Source organism: Micromonospora sp. NPDC004704 (assembly GCF_053601675.1).
Window position 1 is genome coordinate 143953 of the sequence record NZ_JBSGCD010000013.1, and the last position, 17272, is coordinate 161224.

The 17272-nt window shown below is 70.4% G+C and carries 14 protein-coding genes and 1 pseudogene; 5 read left to right on the forward strand and 10 right to left on the reverse strand.

Annotated elements, in window-relative coordinates:
• Positions 1–634 precede the first annotated feature (634 nt).
• The 8 genes from ACWEFB_RS19905 to rpmH form a co-directional block, all read right to left on the reverse strand.
• Positions 635–1669 carry a ParB/RepB/Spo0J family partition protein gene (locus tag ACWEFB_RS19905; RefSeq protein ID WP_452287333.1) on the reverse strand — a complete coding sequence of 345 codons (1035 nt, stop codon included), beginning with the start codon at positions 1667–1669 and terminating at the stop codon, positions 635–637.
• A 27-nt stretch (positions 1670–1696) separates the two neighbouring features.
• The gene (locus ACWEFB_RS19910; protein ID WP_452287335.1) at positions 1697–3109 is read right to left on the reverse strand and encodes an AAA family ATPase; all 1413 of its coding nucleotides are present in this window, start codon (positions 3107–3109) and stop codon (positions 1697–1699) included.
• A 789-nt stretch (positions 3110–3898) separates the two neighbouring features.
• Complete coding sequence (rsmG, locus tag ACWEFB_RS19915) at positions 3899–4807, reverse strand: 16S rRNA (guanine(527)-N(7))-methyltransferase RsmG (RefSeq protein ID WP_452287337.1); 909 nt, start codon at positions 4805–4807, stop codon at positions 3899–3901.
• A gap of 7 nt (positions 4808–4814) precedes the next feature.
• On the reverse strand, positions 4815–5375 hold the full coding sequence (locus tag ACWEFB_RS19920) for a R3H domain-containing nucleic acid-binding protein (RefSeq protein WP_442792150.1): 561 nt from the start codon (positions 5373–5375) through the stop codon (positions 4815–4817).
• A gap of 287 nt (positions 5376–5662) precedes the next feature.
• The gene (gene yidC / locus ACWEFB_RS19925; protein ID WP_452287339.1) at positions 5663–6712 is read right to left on the reverse strand and encodes a membrane protein insertase YidC; all 1050 of its coding nucleotides are present in this window, start codon (positions 6710–6712) and stop codon (positions 5663–5665) included.
• Positions 6709–7002 carry a membrane protein insertion efficiency factor YidD gene (gene yidD / locus ACWEFB_RS19930; RefSeq protein WP_326561862.1) on the reverse strand — a complete coding sequence of 98 codons (294 nt, stop codon included), beginning with the start codon at positions 7000–7002 and terminating at the stop codon, positions 6709–6711. Before yidD ends, yidC begins: the two co-directional genes overlap by 4 nt.
• Positions 6999–7427, reverse strand: coding sequence for a ribonuclease P protein component (rnpA, locus tag ACWEFB_RS19935; RefSeq protein WP_326561863.1), 429 nt, complete (start codon positions 7425–7427; stop codon positions 6999–7001). The genes yidD and rnpA overlap by 4 nt, the downstream gene beginning before the upstream one ends.
• A 35-nt stretch (positions 7428–7462) precedes the next feature.
• Positions 7463–7600, reverse strand: a complete 138-nt coding sequence (rpmH, locus tag ACWEFB_RS19940) for a 50S ribosomal protein L34 (RefSeq protein ID WP_091249168.1) — start codon at positions 7598–7600, stop codon at positions 7463–7465.
• 657 nt (positions 7601–8257) lie between these two features.
• Here rpmH and dnaA point away from each other — a divergent pair.
• The 5 genes from dnaA (at position 8258) to ACWEFB_RS19965 (ending at position 15052) form a co-directional block, all read left to right on the forward strand.
• A complete protein-coding gene (gene dnaA, locus ACWEFB_RS19945) occupies positions 8258–10156 on the forward strand; it encodes a chromosomal replication initiator protein DnaA (RefSeq protein WP_452287341.1) in 1899 nt (632 codons plus the stop codon).
• A 1019-nt stretch (positions 10157–11175) separates the two neighbouring features.
• Complete coding sequence (dnaN, locus tag ACWEFB_RS19950) at positions 11176–12309, forward strand: DNA polymerase III subunit beta (protein WP_326561865.1); 1134 nt, start codon at positions 11176–11178, stop codon at positions 12307–12309.
• Positions 12310–12348: 39 nt separating this feature from the next.
• Positions 12349–13221 carry a phosphogluconate dehydrogenase (NAD(+)-dependent, decarboxylating) gene (gene gnd, locus ACWEFB_RS19955; RefSeq protein WP_452287343.1) on the forward strand — a complete coding sequence of 291 codons (873 nt, stop codon included), beginning with the start codon at positions 12349–12351 and terminating at the stop codon, positions 13219–13221.
• A 6-nt stretch (positions 13222–13227) separates the two neighbouring features.
• Complete coding sequence (recF, locus tag ACWEFB_RS19960; protein WP_452287345.1) at positions 13228–14361, forward strand: DNA replication/repair protein RecF; 1134 nt, start codon at positions 13228–13230, stop codon at positions 14359–14361.
• Entirely contained in the window at positions 14351–15052 is a 702-nt protein-coding gene (locus ACWEFB_RS19965) for a DUF721 domain-containing protein (protein WP_452287347.1), read from the forward strand. Before recF ends, ACWEFB_RS19965 begins: the two co-directional genes overlap by 11 nt.
• Before the next feature lie 115 nt (positions 15053–15167).
• On the opposite strand, the pseudogene ACWEFB_RS19970 reads toward ACWEFB_RS19965, so the two are convergent.
• A pseudogene (locus tag ACWEFB_RS19970) lies at positions 15168–16343 on the reverse strand (MFS transporter); the annotation flags it as partial.
• Positions 16344–16536: 193 nt separating this feature from the next.
• Positions 16537–17091: a hypothetical protein gene (locus tag ACWEFB_RS19975; protein ID WP_326561868.1), complete on the reverse strand. Its 555-nt coding sequence runs from the start codon at positions 17089–17091 to the stop codon at positions 16537–16539.
• Between the last annotated feature and the right edge of the window lie 181 nt (positions 17092–17272).

Here is a 17272-nt window from a genome sequence, read left to right on the forward strand (position 1 = left end):
GACCACGGCACGGCGTCGCGTCACTGGCGCTCGTCGCGGCCCCGGCGGGGAGTGCCACTCCAACCACGCGTATCGGCATCCGGCGTGTGCGGCGTCCCCCGGTGGTGAGCGATGCCGGAAGACTCGGGACTGTGTCTCGGCATCGCAGCGCCATCGGAGACTGGTCGGGTCGCTCACCGACCGGCGGAATCACCGTCATGACCCCGCACGGATCGCAGGCCGGAACTCCAGGGCCACGCCCAGCCCCCGAACCGGCCGACGTTGCAGGACGATCCCACTCGCCGGGCTCGGCGTCGCCGCACGGTTTCACGTGAAACAGACCTGGCGTGAAACCGGCCCGGCATGGCGCAGGCCCCGCGTGGAACGGGCCCCGCGTGGAACGGGGCTCGCTGTGGAGCGTCGGCACCCACTGACGGCAACGCCTTCCGTAGGACGGACGAGCCGCCCTGGCCATCCGTCCACGGGCCGAACCGGAGAAGCAGCACCTCCGTGGTCGGGCAGGACGACACCTCCAAGCGGGGCCGAGGCAACACCACCGGTGGCCGGGTAAGCGGGCGGCGTACCCGGAGAAACGGCGATGGCCGCGGCACCGCCGGAATCGGCGGGCGCGGCCATCTGACCAGCTCGGGATTGGTCAGCCGGCGGCGTCCTGTTCCTCCATGCCGATGATGCCCACGATGCGTTCCAGGTCGTCGACCGAGGCGAACTCGATCGTGATTTTGCCCTTGCTCCGGCCGATGTCCACCTTGACCCGGGTGTCGAAGCGATCGGACAGCCGGTCGGCGAGATCGGTCAGCGCCGGGGCGTGCGGCTTGGCCCGCCGAGTCGCGGGGGTGCTCTTTGTCGCCGCCCCCTCGGAGATGGCCAACTGCACGAGCTCTTCGGTCGTACGTACCGAGAGCCCCTCGGCAACCACCCGAAGCGCGAGTGCCTCCTGCGCTTCCGACTCGTCGAGACCCAGGAGGGCGCGGGCGTGACCGGCGGACAGGACGCCTGCGGCCACCCGCCGCTGCACCTGTGCCGGGAGGTTCAGCAGCCGGATCGTGTTGGAGATCTGCGGCCGGCTGCGGCCAATCCGGCGGGCGAGTTCCTCGTGCGTGGCCCCGAACTCCTCCAGCAACTGCTGGTACGCGGCCGCCTCTTCCAACGGGTTCAGGTTTGCACGGTGGATGTTCTCCAGCAGCGCGTCCCGCAGCATCGCGTCGTCGCGGGTGTCCCGGACGATCGCCGGGATGACCTCCCGGCCGACCGCCTGCGCTGCCCGCCACCGCCGCTCGCCCATGACGAGCTCGTACTGCTCGCCGTCGAGGCGCCGTACGACGATCGGCTGAAGGAAGCCGACCTCCTGGATCGAGGTCTTGAGTTCCTCCAGTGCCTCCTCGTCGAAGACCTGCCGGGGCTGCTTCGGGTTGGGCACGATCGAGCCGACCGGGATCTCCGCGAAGTGCGCCCCCGGTACGGGCGCCAACTCGGGTCCGGAGCCGTTCGCTCGTTCCGGCTCGAACGGTTCGGGCGCGTCGGCGAATTCCCTCTCGTCGGGAACCTGGTCGGCGGCCTCTATCCGGTTCGGGACGTCATCGGCCGTCGCCACCCCGGACGCCGGTAGCGGGGAGGTGGGAATCAACGCCCCAAGACCCCGACCGAGCCCGCCCCGCGGACGGTTCTTCATGCCACGCCTCCCACCGAATCAACCGACCTAAGCATTCCGGCCGACGGGGTCTTTGACCCCCCGCTCCGCAATCTCCTGAGCCGCCTCGAAGTAACTCGTCGCGCCCCGCGAACCGGGATCGTAGGTCATCACCGACTGACCGTAACTAGGAGCCTCCGACACCCGGACGTTGCGTGGGATGACCGCCTGGAGGACCTTGTCGCCGAAGTGGTTGCGGACATCCTGCTCCACGGCGTCCGCCAGTCGGGTACGCCGGTCGTACATGGTGAGCAGGATGGTCGAGACGTCGAGGGTGGGGTTCAGGTGCTGCTTCACCAGGTTGATGTTGTTGATCAGCTGGTTGAGCCCCTCCAGCGCGTAGTACTCGCACTGGATCGGGATCAGCACCTCCTGGGCGGCGACCAGGGCGTTGACCGTCAGCAGGCCGAGCGAGGGCGGGCAGTCGATGAACACGTAGTCGAACTGACCGGGGTAGGCGTTGATGGCCCGGCCCAGCCGCGACTCACGGGCCACCACGGAGACCAGCTCGATCTCGGCGCCGGCAAGGTCGATCGTCGCCGGTACGCACCAGAGGTTCGGAATGCCCTCGACCGCCTGGGCCACCTCCGCCAGGGGCACGTTCTCGATCAGGCAGTCATACACATCCGGGATGCCGGCGTGATGCGGAACGTTGAGGCCGGTCGAGGCATTGCCCTGCGGGTCGAGGTCCACCACCAGCACCCGGTTACCGTGCAGCGCCAGCGCTACAGCCAGGTTGACCGTGGTTGTGGTCTTGCCGACGCCGCCCTTCTGGTTCGCGACACACATGATCCGCGTCCGGGTGGGGCGGGGCATGCTCACCTCGCCACTCGGGTTCAGGATTTGCACGGCGCGCATTGCCTCCATAGCCAACGGGGGATCATCCTCTTCCCGAGACGAAGTTTCACGTGAAACGTACGCGTCCCTACCCGGATCTTCCGGGAAGGGTCCGGTGACGGGCGAGTGCGTGTCTGGCGGGTCGACCCCCGCCGGCTCCGACTGAACGGGCGCGCCGGCATTGGGCTGCACCACGGGACCACCCACTCCCGACGACTGGTACGACGAACCGGCCGACGCCGGTACGGGTTGCTCCGGTACGGCGGGCCCCTGCTGGAGCGCTCCGCCCCGCTCGGCCGCCGGCCCGTCGGGCTGCTGGCGCTCTGCCATCAGCCGCCCGGGCACCGATGCTTCTGCCGCCGCGGTTCCGGTCTCGAAGTGAACGGTCACCCGGTCGATCCGTGGTTCCGTGGGGCCGTACTCCTCTACTGGGCTCGTCGCCGGGTCGGCCCCGTGCGGTGACCGGGCTCGACTTCCGGCCGACCAGCCCTCGTACTCGGTTTCACGTGAAACATCAGGGCCATCGGATTGATAGCGCCGGGCTTCGGTTATCCCTTGATCGTCATACCTACCGTTGTCATGCACCGTGTCATCCCTGCCAGCTTCGGACGGGTCGGCACCGCCAGCGCCCACGAACTTCGCGCTTTCGGGTTGTAGCCTACGGCCCGGCGAGAAACGGCAGGGGCCCACAGGGCCGCCGGCCGCCGCCCGGTCCACACTATCGACGCGCGGCCAGCCTACGGCCGATGGGCCGGGGAGACCATGGCTGGCAACAAGGTCCACCGCCGAGGTCATCAGAAACACCCCTCCGACCGAGGCAACCAAGGCAGGAACAACGATCGGCTTACGCGTTCCGATCGGTCTGCCCCGGCGGTTCGGTCACCGGGACCCCGAAGTTCGTCCCGGCGAGCTTTTCAGCTCGCCGACCCGGGCCCTTGACGCGGTGATTCACGCCGTCGCCCCCTTTCTGACTCCGGTCGGGCTTGACCGTGTGGCCCGCCGACCACTGGGGCACCGCCCCTCCAGACAGGAGGGTGCCGGGCCAGGTGCGGCCGGACCTCGTCGACGGCGACCCGGACCCGGACCCACCCCAGGCTCGCCATCGCAGCAGCAGGCCACCCGTCCGTCGAGGCCGTCGGGCTCCGGACGGTCCGGGTCGGCCAACGCCGGCCGATCAGTAGCGCGGCACAGCGAATGTCGCAGGCCGGACCCAGGTTCACGAGCATCGGTCAAGCCCGACGCCACCGCCGCGCGGCTGGAGGCCGGCACCGCCGACATCGTCCAGGAGTCGACCCAGGGTCAGCAGAAACGGTGAAGCCCGGCTCTGGGTCGACAAGAACCAGAGCCGGGCTTCACGGGTACGGAAGGACGGGGTCAGCGGCCCCGAGCCCGGCCACCGCCACCACGCCGGCCAGACTCCGCTCTGGCGGCTGCACGGCGCTTGGCCAGAGCGTCGCGCAGCGCCGGGCCGACCAGACGCTCACGCACGATCTCCACCACGGTCGTCGGCGGGTCGACCAGCCCCACTCCGCAGTGCCGAACCTGGGGGGCCGCACCACCGAGCCGGGCGACGGCCTTCCCGTACTCGGCGACCTCGTCGGCCGCCGAGGATCCCTTCAGGGCGAGGACCCGGCCGCCCAGGGTGGTCAGCGGAAGACACCACCCGGCGAGCCGGTCGAGCGGTGCCACCGCTCGTGCGGTGACGATGTCGGCCGGGACACCGGCGGGTCCACCGCCGGCCAGCTCCTCGGCACGCGCGCGAAGGACCGTCACCGACGAGTCAAGGCCGAGGGCGGTCACCGCCTCGGTCAGGAAGGCGGTCCGCCGGGCCAGCGGTTCGACGAGTACGACCGACAGGTCCGGTCGTGCGATCGCGAGCACGATGCCGGGCAGACCGGCACCCGAGCCGACGTCCAGCACGGAGGATCCGGTCGGGATGAGTTCGGCGACCGCCGCGCAGTTGAGCAGGTGCCGGTCCCAGATCCGAGGTGCCTCGCGTGGGCCGATCAGGCCGCGGAGCACCCCGTCGGTGGCCAGCAGTTCCGCGTACGCGGTCGCCAGGTCGAGGCGGTCGCCGAAGAGCGTACGAGCGGCGTCGGCCAGGTCGTCCGGTAGCGACACGTCCGGCGGACCGGGTTCACCGGCCGCCGGTGCTGTGGACGGGTTCGAAGCGGCGGGGAGGCCGGCAGGGTCCAAGCCGTCCGGGGCGGTGGACGAAGACGGCCCGGGCGGTGTGTCACCACCCGGGCCGGCGGCGGCGTGAGCCGCAGGGTCGTACGTCATCACCCGGTCAGGCAACCGGACGGACAACGATGCGACGGCTGGGCTCGACGCCCTCCGACTCACTCTCGACACCGCTGATCGCGTTCACCACGTCGTGTACGCACTTGCGCTCGAACGCGGACATCGGTTCGAGGCGTACCGGCTCGCCGTGTTCCTTGACCTTCTCCACCGCGTTCTTCGCCACCGCGGCGAGTTCCTTGCGCCGGGTGGCGCGGTAGCCACCGACGTCGAGCAGGAGCCGGCTCGGCGTACCGGTCTGGCGGAAGACCGCGAGCCGGGTCAGCTCCTGGAGCGCCTCCAGCGTGGCGCCGCGCTGGCCGACCAGTGGTTGCAGCCGGCCTCCCACCACCTCGACGACCGGGCGACCGGCCGACACCAGCTCGTCGATGTCACCGTCGTAGTCGAGGATGTCCAGCAGGCCCTCGACGTAGTCCGCGGCGATCTCGCTCTGCCGGAACAGGTCGGCGTCGGTGGTCGCGGGCTTGGCGGCGGCCTCGGCACGCACCTCGGTACCGCCCTCAGCGGTTTCCTCGTCGGTGTCGTCGTCGTCATCGGACTCGACCGTGATCGGGTCCGTCTCCTCTTCGAGGGTCTGCTGCTCGGCGCGCGGAATGCTGGTGTCGGTCACGGTCTCATCTCCGTACTCGCTCGGCCGGACCTGTACGGTCCGCTGATTCCCGGGCCCGGCGGGAGGTCGCCGAGTGCCACGGGCACGTCTTCTCGGGCAGTTTCGCCCGCTACCGCGACGGCGCGCGGCGGAATCCGGTTGTCCGGCGCCGGGCGCGCTGGCGGCTGCCTGGACTCCGGATTCCTGGGGGCTGCCGGCGGGGTGGGTACCGCCGGCAGCCCGATGACTCAGCCCTGACGCTTGGCCGGGCGACCCTTCTTCGGGTTGACCGGCTTGGCGCCCGGCTTGGGGGCGAGCGCCTTGGTGTCGACGGCGGGCTTCGCTTCCGGCTGGGCACCGTTGGCCTTGGTACGGCCGAAGAGACCGCTCGGCTTGGCCGCGGGTGCCGCCTTGCTGCCGGTCCCCGGACGGTTGCCGGTGCCCGGACGGTTACCGGTCCCGGCGTTACGCGAGCCGGAGCCGGGCAGGCCGGGCAGGCTCGCGGTGGGCGGCGGCGGGTACTTCCGCAGCACCCACTGCTGCTGGCCGAGGGTGAAGAGGTTGTTGGTCACCCAGTAGATGATCACGCCGATCGGGAAGATCGCGCCGGAGATGAGCAGCGAGGCCGGGATGCCGTAGAGCATCAACCGCTGGATCATCCGCTGCTGCGGGTCCTGGGCCCAGCCGGTCTTGAGGATCATCTGACGGCTGGTCAGGTAGGTGGTCGCGATCATGATGAGCACCAGGATGCCCGCCATGATCTTCACGGTGGTCGGGTTCGCGCCGAGGGCGCTCATCTCAGCCGCGGTCGAGCCGAACCGGCCGGAGATCGGGGCGGTGAACAGCTTCGCGTTGGACGCGCTGTTGAACTGGTCCAGGCTCCAGCCGTAGATCGTCGGCTGCGGGTTGTCCGGGTTGAGCCGGCGGAGCACGTGGAAGAGGCCGAGGAAGACCGGGATCTGCAGGAACATCGGAAGGCAACCCATGAGCGGGTTGGCCTTCTCCTTCCGGTACAGCTCCATCGTTTCCTTCTGGAGCGTCTCCCGGTCACCCTTGTGCTTCTCCTGCAGCGCCTTGATCTGGGGCGCGAGGGCTTGCATCGCCCGCTGCGACTTGATCTGCTTGACGAAGACCGGGAAGAGGATCACCCGGACGGTGATCACCAGGAAGATGATCGAGAGGATCCAGGCCCAGTTCGTACCGAGGGCCGCTGTCGCCGGTACCCCGATGGTGTCCCACGCGGAGTGCCAGATCAGCAGGATCCACGAGATCGCCCAGTAGATCCAGTCGAGACTCAATTCGGGGCTCCAGTCACATCGGCATGTCGGCGGCCGCCCGGCTCCGGCACCGGGTCATATCCACCAGGGTGGAAAGGGTGGCAGCGCGACAGCCGCCAGACCGCGAGGCCGGATCCCCGGAGGGCACCGTGCCGCGTCACCGCCTCAAGGGCGTACGCGCTGCACGACGGGTAGAACCGACAGCGGGCCGGCAGCGCCGGGCTTATCCAACGACGGTACGCGACGATGGCTCCTGCCAGCACACGGGCACCGAGTGTGCTGGCTCGGGACCTCCCGGTCACCCCGCTCATTCGGGTCGCCGCCCCGAGCGTCGGGGCCGCCGGGCGGCGGCGAGAGCCGCGTCCAGGTCGGCTGCGAGCCGGTCGTACGTGAGGTCGGCGGCGCCGGGCAGCGCTCGTACGACGAGGGTTGTCCCAGCCGGGAGCGTGGTCAACCGCTCCCGCACCAGGTGCCGCAACCGGCGGCGGACGCTGTTGCGGACGACCGCCCCGCCGACGGCCTTGGAGACGACAAAACCGGCGCGGGCCGGCGCGGAGTCCTGCTCCGTGCCGGCCGGACGCACCGGCTCTGGCGTTGCTGTTTCGGGCCCGACGGACGGCGAAGCGGACGGCAGGTCGAGGTGGACCACGACGGCGCCCCTACCGGCACGCCGTCCGCCGCGGACCGCAACGGCGAACTCGCCGCTACGCCGCAGTCGCTGCGCGGCCGCCAGCACGACGTCTACATCCCCGGGGCCGGGCCGATCGGCCCTCAGGCCGACAGGCGGTCACGGCCCTTGGCGCGACGGGTCGAAAGGATGGCGCGGCCGGCGCGGGTACGCATGCGCAGCCGGAAGCCGTGGGTCTTCGCGCGCCGGCGGTTGTTCGGCTGGTAGGTGCGCTTGCTCACGTCAGGCTCTCCGTCTTCGTACGAGCCCCGGTCGGTCGACTACGGGGTCGGATGGTGGTCCGCCGTCGACCACCGAGCGGGTGGCCTACGGGCGATGCTGCCCGGTGGTGCACGGACCGGCGAGGCGCGGGGTGGCGACCGCGGACAGCAAGCACCCATCACCCTAGCAGAGGGCGAGAGAGCAGCCGCTAAAGCCTACGCACGGGCGCAATGACCGTCAAACACCCCGGAGGCCGTGCCAAAAAATCAGCCAGGATCGGACGACCGGGTCGTAAGCGGTAGTTTTCCCCGATGTTCGGCCTACCCGCACCGGTCCGACGGTTGAAGCGTTGTGGAGAACGCTGTTAGCGTGCCCGTTTGCCGGTGAGCGTCAGGGGGCTCGGTGCCGCCGCCGTGCAAAACTGGACAAGCTAGTCGATCGTTCGACAGGTGAACCCGCGTCAGCGCTGATTCAGCCGGGGGCAGGTAGGACACAGGTCCGGCGGGGAGCCACAATCAGTCGATACACAGGTTGTGGATAACTTGTGGACGACGGTTCGGTCAACCGCAGGGCATGCCAGGTCGTGCCTGTTCGAGAGCGGTAGCAGGCCCGGAACGGTCGACTGGCAGGACACCAGCGGCGGCCGGGAACGCAGAGGCGATGGGGGTGGCGCGACGGTGGCCGACACGATCGACCTTGCCGCGGTGTGGCTGGCCGCAACCGATGATCTTGCCGATGAAATTATCTCGGCGCAACAGCGCGCGTACCTCCGACTCACCCGCCTGCGCGCCATCGTCGAGGACACGGCACTGCTCTCGGTCCCGGACGCGTTCACCCGCGACGTCATCGAGTCCCGGCTCCGCCCGGCGATCACCGACGCTCTCTCCCGGCACCTAGGTCGGGCCATCCAGGTCGCGGTCACGGTCCGCCCCCCGGAGGACGGCCAGGGACGACCGACCGGAACGCTGTACGGCAGCGGCACCCCGAACCCGGCCCCGAGCGGCTACGCCCCGGCCCCCGGCCCGAGTGCCTACGGTCCGCCACCGGAGGGGCCACGGGACAGTGCGCCCACCGGTCCGGTCGAACGCGTACCCACCGGCTCCGCCCAGTACCCCGCCGCACCGGTCGAGCCACCCCGGATGGGCCTGATCCCGAGCAGCCGCGACGGGGGTCAGGACACCCTCTTCGGCCCCGGCTACCCGGACCACTCGGGTTATCCCGAGCAGCAGTACCCCGACCAGGCGTACCCGGACGGCTCCTACGCCGACCACGGCCGGCCGCCGGCGCCGCTGCAGGAGCGGCGCAACCTGGACGACCGTGGTGTGGAGCGGGGACCGGGTGGTCCGCACGCCCTCGACCCCCGACAGGTGGAGCACCGCTACCGGGACGACTCGATCGGCGGGCACGGCGATCCGGGGCCCCGCGGTCTGGCTCGCGACAACGGCACGGACAGCGGCCCCGGCCGAGGCGGTTCCCCGATGGACCACCGGACCGGTGGCCGGGACGACCGCCGGCTCGGCGGCGGCATGGACAGCGGGAGCAGCGGGGGAAACCGGCTGAACCCGAAGTACATGTTCGAAACCTTCGTCATCGGCTCGTCCAACCGGTTCGCCCACGCCGCCTCCGTCGCGGTCGCCGAGTCGCCGGCCAAGGCGTACAACCCGCTCTTCATCTACGGCAGCTCCGGGCTGGGCAAGACCCACCTGTTGCACGCCATCGGGCACTACGCCACGACGCTGGGCAACGCCCGCTCGGTGCGGTACGTCTCCACCGAAGAGTTCACCAACGACTTCATCAACTCGCTGCGCGACGACAAGACCAGTGCGTTCCAGCGCCGCTACCGCGACGTCGACATCCTCCTGATCGACGACATCCAGTTCCTGGAGAACCGCGAGCGGACCCAGGAGGAGTTCTTCCACACCTTCAACACCCTGCACAACGCGAACAAGCAGATCGTGATCAGCTCCGACCGCTCGCCCCGGGACCTGGCGACGCTGGAGGACCGGATGCGTACCCGGTTCGAGTGGGGCCTGCTGGCCGACATCCAGCCGCCGGACCTGGAAACCCGGATCGCGATCCTGCAGAAGAAGGCCGCCCAGGAGCGCATGTACGCCCCGCCGGACGTACTGGAGTTCATCGCGTCGCGGGTCTCGAACTCGATCCGGGAGTTGGAGGGCGCCCTGATCCGGGTGACCGCGTTCGCCAGTCTGACCCGGGCCACGGTCGAGCTGTCGCTGGCCGAGGAGGTCCTGCGGGACTTCATCCCGGACGGCTCCGGCCCGGAGATCAACGCCGACCAGATCATGGTCTCCACCGCCGACTACTTCGGGGTGAGCCTGGAGGACCTGCGCGGTCAGTCCCGGTCCAGGGTGCTGGTCAACGCCCGCCAGGTGGCCATGTATCTGTGCCGCGAGCTGACCGAGCTGTCGCTGCCCCGGATCGGTCAGGCGTTCGGTGGTCGGGACCACACCACGGTGATGCACGCCGACCGCAAGATCCGCCAGCAGATGGCCGAGCGGCGTTCGCTCTACAACCAGATCGCCGAGCTGACGAACCGGATCAAGCAGAACACCTGAAGCGGGTCCCGCCGACTCCGGACCCGCAACGGGCGCCGGGCTTCCCACGCCGTGACCGACCCCGCCGATAGCTAACGGATACGTCGGCGCTCGCCCGCGTACGCCCCCCACGCGCTCTGCCACTGCTCTGGGGAGACCCCGAGGGCTGTGCCATGGCACCGATCCGACCGAGGCCGCCCGCCCGTGCCGGGACCGGTTGGGTCATCCGGCCGGGTGATGTCGTCCGCCGATCGGGTGAGATCCAGTAGCCCCACCGGTCCCGTCGGAGGCGCTTGCACGGATCCCGCTCGGCCCGGATGCGCCGCCGCCCGTTGATTTCCGACCCTCGGCGACGAAGGACGGCCTCCTCGGCGGGCCCGGGGACGGCGGTCGGCGGTGGACGGGCGGAAGTTGTCCACACCTTGTTATCCACCGTCGGTGGACAACCGGTAGTGCCGATCTACCTGGCTATCCACAACCTGTGGACAACTTCTGGGGAAACCGCTGTGGACAGACACGCTCCGTAGTCGAGTTATCCACGGACGCCGGCTCGCTGTGGACCGGCTGTTGAAGGTTCTGGGGACAACGATGATCGATGGGGATTCGACTGTCCCCAGGCTTGGGGAGAAACCCGGTGGAGAACCGGTGGACAACCGGTGGACAACCGTGGACAACTGCGGGCCGGCGACCGGCTGTGGATCGCGAGCCGGGTTTTACCCCAGGTTTTCCCCAGCAAACCCACCGGTGGATAATCCTCTGGCCAGGCCAAACGCCGCTCATCCACAGTTTGCACAACACCGATGAAGACGATGAGTTTTATCTCTAAGACAACAAAAACCAATCATCACCGTTGGGCATTCTGTGGATTCAGCTGATCGACCCCACCAGAGCCCGGCACCGGGTGCCGAAACACCGGGGTCGGGCGCACAGCCGATGCCATCGCCACCTAAGGTGCGATGGGGATCCGCACGGTTGGCCGGGCGGGCAGGCACCACCCGGCATGAGACAGTGGTCGCTGACGTCGACGCGGAGGCAATGGCATGAAGTTCCGAGTGGAGCGCGACGCGCTCGCCGACGCCGTGGCCTGGACGGCCAAGAGTCTGCCGAGCCGGCCATCGGTCCCGGTGCTCGCCGGTGTGATGCTGCGGGTCGCCGAGGGCAGCCTGCACGTGTCCGGCTTCGACTACGAGGTCTCGAGCCAGGTGACGGTGGACGTACAGGCCGACGCGGACGGCGCGGCGCTCGTCTCCGGCCGGCTGCTCGCCGAGATCACCAAGGCGCTGCCGGCCAAGCCGGTGGACATCGCCGCGGTCGGCTCGCACCTGGAGCTGGTCTGCGGCAGCGCCCGGTTCACCCTTCCGACCATGCCGGTCGAGGACTACCCCACGCTGCCGGAGATGCCCGCCAGCGCCGGCACCATCGACGCCGCCGCGTTCGCCTCGGCGGTCAGCCAGGTCGCGATCGCCGCCGGGCGCGACGAGACGCTGCCGATGATGACCGGGGTACGGATCGAGCTGAACGGCAGCACGCTGGCGATGCTCGCGACCGACCGGTACCGGCTCGCCCTGCGGGAGATGCAGTGGCAGCCGGACGACCCGGAGATCAGCCTCAACGCGCTGGTGCCGGCGAAGACCCTGCACGACACGGCGAAGACGCTCGGCCCGACCGGTGGCCAGGTGGTCATGGCACTGGCCCAGGGCGCGGCCGGCGAGGGAATGATCGGCTTTGCCGGTGGCACCCGGCGTACCACCAGCCGGCTGCTGGACGGCGCCAACTACCCGCCGGTCCGGTCGCTCTTCCCGAGCAGCCACAACGCCGAGGCGCGGGTCGCGGTCAGTGGGCTGATCGAGGTCGTCAAGCGGGTCTCGCTGGTCGCCGAGCGGACCACCCCGGTGCTGCTGAGCTTCAGCTCGGACGGCCTGGTGGTCGAGGCCGGCGGCACCGAGGACGCGCGGGCGAGCGAGGCGATGGAGGCGACCTTCACCGGTGAGCCGTTGACCATCGGCTTCAATCCCGGCTACCTGATCGACGGGCTGCAGAACCTGGGCGCCGCGACGGCGGTCTTCTCGTTCGTCGACGCCTTCAAGCCCGCGGTGATCTCCCCCTCCGGGGAGGACGGGGAAGTCATTCCCGGCTATCGCTATTTGATCATGCCGATCCGGGTCACCCGCTGACCCGAATCGGTAGAACGTAACTCATAAGGGGACACGGAAATGCAAATCGGCCTGGTAGGTCTCGGTCGGATGGGCGGCAACATGCGCGAACGGTTGCGCGCCGCTGGACACGAGGTGGTCGGTTTCGACCGTGACCCCGCGGTCACCGACGTTGCCGGTCTCGCCGAGCTGGTCGAGAAGCTGGCCGCCCCCCGGGTGGTCTGGGTGATGGTTCCGGCCGCGGTGACCGAGGCGACCATCGACGAACTGTCCGGGGTCCTGGCGTCGGGCGACATCGTGATCGACGGCGGCAACTCCCGGTTCAGTGACGACGCCCCCCGGGCGGAGAAGCTGGACCGCTTCGGCATCGGGTACGTCGACGTCGGCGTCTCGGGTGGCGTGTGGGGCCGGCAGAACGGCTACGGACTGATGGTCGGCGGCTCCCAGGAGCACGTCGACCGGCTGATGCCGATCTTCGAGGCGCTCAAGCCCGCCGGTGAGTTCGGTTTCGTGCACGCCGGCCCGGTCGGCGCCGGGCACTACGCCAAGATGGTGCACAACGGCATCGAGTACGGCCTGATGCACGCGTACGCCGAGGGCTACGAGCTGATGTCCGCCTCCGAGCTGGTGACCAACGTTCCCGGCGTGATCAAGTCCTGGCGCGAGGGCACGGTGGTCCGCTCCTGGCTGCTCGACCTGCTCGACCGGGCCCTCGACGAGGACCCGGAGCTGGCCAACCTGCGCGGCTACGCGGAGGACACCGGCGAGGGCCGGTGGACGGTCGAGGAGGCGATCCGCCTCGCGGTGCCGATGAACGTGATCGCCGCATCGCTCTTCGCCCGGTTCGTGTCCCGCCAGGACGACTCGCCCGCGATCAAGGCGGTGGCCGCGCTGCGCAACCAGTTCGGCGGCCACGCCATCCACAAGAACTAGCGCCCGGTGTACGTCCGCCGGCTCGAACTGGTCGACTTCCGCTCGTACCAGCGGGTCGAGCTGGACCTCGAGCCGGGCGGGAACGTCTTCGTCGGCCCCAACGGGGTGGGCAAGACGAACCTCGTCGAGGCACTCGGCTACGTGGCGACCCTGTCCAGTCACCGGGTCGCCACCGACGCCCCGCTGGTACGGGTCGGCGCGAGCGCCGCGGTGCTGCGGTGCGCGATCGTGCACGACGGCCGGGAGCTGCTGGTCGAACTGGAGATCGTGCCGGGCAAGGCCAACCGGGCCCGGCTGGGTCGGTCACCGGTCCGGCGGGCCCGGGACGTACTCGGCGCGCTGCGGCTGGTGCTCTTCGCTCCGGAGGACCTGGAGCTGATCCGGGGCGATCCGGCTGAACGGCGGCGCTACCTGGACGACCTCCTGGTCACCCGGCAGCCGCGCTACGCGGGGGTCCGGGCCGACTACGAGCGGGTGGTCAAGCAGCGCAACGCGCTGTTGCGGACGTCGTACCTGGCCCGCAAGACCGGGGGTTCGCGGGGCGGCGACCTCTCCACCCTCGACGTGTGGGACGCCCAGCTCGCCCGGCACGGTGCGGAGCTGCTCGCGGGTCGGCTCGACCTGGTCGCCACCCTGGCGCCGCACGTGACCAAGGCGTACGACGCGGTGGCCGCCGGTCGTGGCGCGGCCGGGATCGCGTACCGACCGTCGGTCGACCTGACCGAGCCGGTGCCGGACCGGGCAACGCTGGAGGCTGCGTTGGCCGCCGCCCTGGCCGAGTCCCGCCCCAGCGAGGTGGAGCGGGGCGTCACGCTGGTCGGGCCGCACCGCGACGAACTGGCCCTCACCCTGGGTCCGCTGCCGGCCAAGGGGTACGCCAGCCACGGTGAGTCCTGGTCGTACGCGTTGGCGCTGCGGCTCGCCGCGTACGACCTGTTGCGGTCGGACGGGATCGAACCGGTGCTCGCCCTCGACGACGTGTTCGCCGAGTTGGACGCCGGCCGCCGTGAGCGGTTGGCCGAACTCGTCGGTGGCGCCAGTCAGCTACTGGTCACCTGCGCGGTTGACGACGACGTGCCGTCGCGGTTGCGGGGTTCCCGGTACGCGGTGACGGACGGGACGGTCCGCCGTGCCGACTGACCCGAACCCGAACCCCAGCCCGGGTCGGAAGCCGGCTGCGAAGGCGGCCCCGAAGGCGAAATCGGGCACGAGGTCGACACCGGCCAAGGACCCCACGACGGGCTCCGGCCCCGCGTCGGCAGCCGCCGGGGCGGGGGCGACGGCGGAACAGAGCGGTCCGGAGCTGGCTCGGGCCGTACTCGATGCGGCCCGGGCGCGCCGGGAGACGAACCGGGCCCCACAGCGGCGCCGGACCGGCGCGGACGCCGACGGGGTGACCGGCGACGACCGGGGCGTGGGCCGCGACGGCCAACCCCGGCGGCGGCTACGGGGTTACTCCGGCCCCGGCCCGGACCCGCGCGACCCCCAACTGCTCGGTACGGTGCTCGCCCGCCTGGTCAAGGCCCGTGGCTGGCAGCAGCCCACGGCGGAGGCGACGGTCTTCGGGGCGTGGGAGAAGGTGGTCGGCCCGGACGTGGCCAAGCACAGCCGCCCGATCAAGCTGGAGAACGGCGAGCTGACGGTCGAGGCGGAGTCGACCGCGTGGGCGACCCAACTGCGGCTGCTGGCTGGCTCGCTGTTGAAGCGGATCGCCGGCGAAGTCGGCCATAACGTGGTCCGGAAGTTGCATATCCACGGTCCGACAGCGCCGTCGTGGTCGCGTGGGCCGCGACGGGTACGGGGGCGTGGCCCACGGGACACATACGGCTGACCGCCGCCACGCCCCGTTGCCGGGCCGCCGCCCGACCGACGGTGATCGGCGTCGGTGGCGCGGACACGGCCGGTACGGTCCGGGCCCGTTGACGGCTCAGCGCCAGCCCGGCCGCCACCGTGGCGAGCGCCGCGAGCGCGCCGGCCAGTACCAGCGTCTGGCGCGGCCCGAGGTGTTCGGAGAGCCAGCCGAGCAACGGTGCACCGACGGCGGCGGAGATGGCACCGGTGACGCCGACCGCGGCGAGTACCCGACCGCGCATGGCGCCGTCGGTGTCGAGTTGGGCCCGGGTGCCGACGGTGGTGTCGATGAGGACGGCGGTCGCCGCGATCGGCAGGATGAACGCCGCGAAGCTCCAGGTGCCCGGTGCCAGTCCGGCCAGGATCTGCATCAGGCTGGCGAGCACCCCGGCGCCGACCAGGATGCCGTACCCGAGTTCGCGTCGCTGGGCGGCGACCAGCGCGCCGACCACGGTGCCGACCGCGAAGACGGTGGAGAGCAGCCCGTACCCCGAGGCTCCGGCGCCGAGCGGGCCGTCGCTCATGGCGGCCATGGTCACCTGGTAGTTGCGCCCGAGGCTGCCCAGTACGAAGGCGAGCGCGAGCATGATCAGCACCACCGGCTGCCCCCGCAGGTACGCGAACCCGGCCCGTACGCCGCCGGTGTCCCGTGTCTCGATGCCGTTCGGTTCCGGCTCGGGGGTGTGCAGGTCCCCCCGCCGGATGGAGAGCAGTGCCAGCACCACGGCGGCGAAGCTGATCGCGTTGATCAGGAACAGCGGGGCCGGGCCCGAGGCGGCGACCACCACCGCGCCGACGCTCATGCCGAGGATTCGGCCGGCCGAGTTGGTGAGCGAGCCGAGGGCGAGGGCGTTGCCGAGGGTGGACCGGTCGACCAGGGTGGAACCCCAGCGACCCATCACCGGCCCCTCGATGGCGGAGACGGCGCCACTGACCAGCGAGATCGCGTAGATCACCGGCAGCCCGCCGGTGTGTGACCAGGCCACGGCCGCCAGCCCCAGGGCGAGCCCGGTGTGCATGACCTGGGTGCCGACCAGCAGTGGCCGGGCCGGTAGCCGGTCGGCGAGCGCGCCACCCCAGGTGCTGAGCAGCAGGGTGGGTACGGCCTGGAGCAGCACCGCCCAACCCATCGAGGTCACCGACCCGGTCGCCTGGAGCACGAACCAGTTGATGCCGAGTACCTGCATCCAGGTCCCGATGATCGACACGAAGCCGGCACCGGCCCAGATGCGGTAGTTGCGATGGCGCAGAGCAGCGAATGTGGCGCGCATGGTCGCGAGCCGACCCCCCTCGGACGGCGGCGACGTAGCGCACCAGGTCCCGGACTCCGTCGCCGGCTCTCGGCGACGTGCAATCCTGGCTCAGGGGGTAGCGGATCGCTTACTTCTAGTGATGGAGTTCATGTCCGGCCACGCTCGTCCTGACCTTGGCAAACGCCGGCCGATCAGCTACCGGGCAGTAATATCAGGAGTCGGCGTAGACGGCGAACCCACGGTCGGCGCAGCGTCGGTAGAAGCCGGCGAGCACGCTCAGCTCCGACCGTACGAAACTCCACTGCGGGGCGGCGCCGGACTCGTCGCGCAGGGCGTCGAGGCGGTTGTCGAGCCAGCGCAGTTGCTGCTCGGCGAGGCGCCCGTCGGCGAGCGCGGATCGGAGCACGGCACCGACAGTGTCGAAGGTCACCAGATCGCCGTACTGGCGGTGGCCGTCGACGAACCGTTCGAGGCCGCCGGCGATCCAGGCGCAGCCGTCGGGGTCGATCACCGGGTCCTCGTCCTCGGCCGCCGCCTCTGTGGCGTAGAGCACACCATCGAGGCCGAGTAGGAGATCAACAAGCTCGGTGTACGCGGTCGCGCGTACCGTTCCGGTCTTGGCGATGTGCCCGGCCAGCGCGGCGGTCGGCGCGGCCACCTCGGGCGCGTCGGCGAGGTCGCCGAAGTCCACGAAGTCGGCCGGGGCCACCGGATCGTAGAAGCGGCCGGTACGCGGCCAATGCACCGCGACGTTGTCCAGCCCCATCGGGCGTCACCTTCCTGAGCACGTACCGAACCGGCCGTCCGAGGCACGGCGACAGCGACGCAAAGTTACGGCACGGCGAGCCGTTCGCGCGACCCCCGTGCCCAAGATCCGCCTCCGGATCGAGCGCGGCGGCGCGGAGCGGCCTTGATCCGACCGGTGGCGTGTGGGGGGAGTCGCGGTA

Bases quoted from the DNA above. Each gene is read 5' to 3' on its own strand.
- rsmG (WP_452287337.1), bottom strand. From the start codon at position 4,807: ATGACGTACGACCCTGCGGCTCACGCCGCCGCCGGCCCGGGTGGTGAC.
- yidD (WP_326561862.1), bottom strand. From the start codon at position 7,002: ATGAGCGGGGTGACCGGGAGGTCCCGAGCCAGCACACTCGGTGCCCGT.
- gnd (WP_452287343.1), top strand. From the start codon at position 12,349: ATGCAAATCGGCCTGGTAGGTCTCGGTCGGATGGGCGGCAACATGCGC.
- ACWEFB_RS19975 (WP_326561868.1), bottom strand. From the start codon at position 17,091: ATGGGGCTGGACAACGTCGCGGTGCATTGGCCGCGTACCGGCCGCTTC.
- ACWEFB_RS19905 (WP_452287333.1), bottom strand. From the start codon at position 1,669: ATGAAGAACCGTCCGCGGGGCGGGCTCGGTCGGGGTCTTGGGGCGTTG.
- dnaN (WP_326561865.1), top strand. From the start codon at position 11,176: ATGAAGTTCCGAGTGGAGCGCGACGCGCTCGCCGACGCCGTGGCCTGG.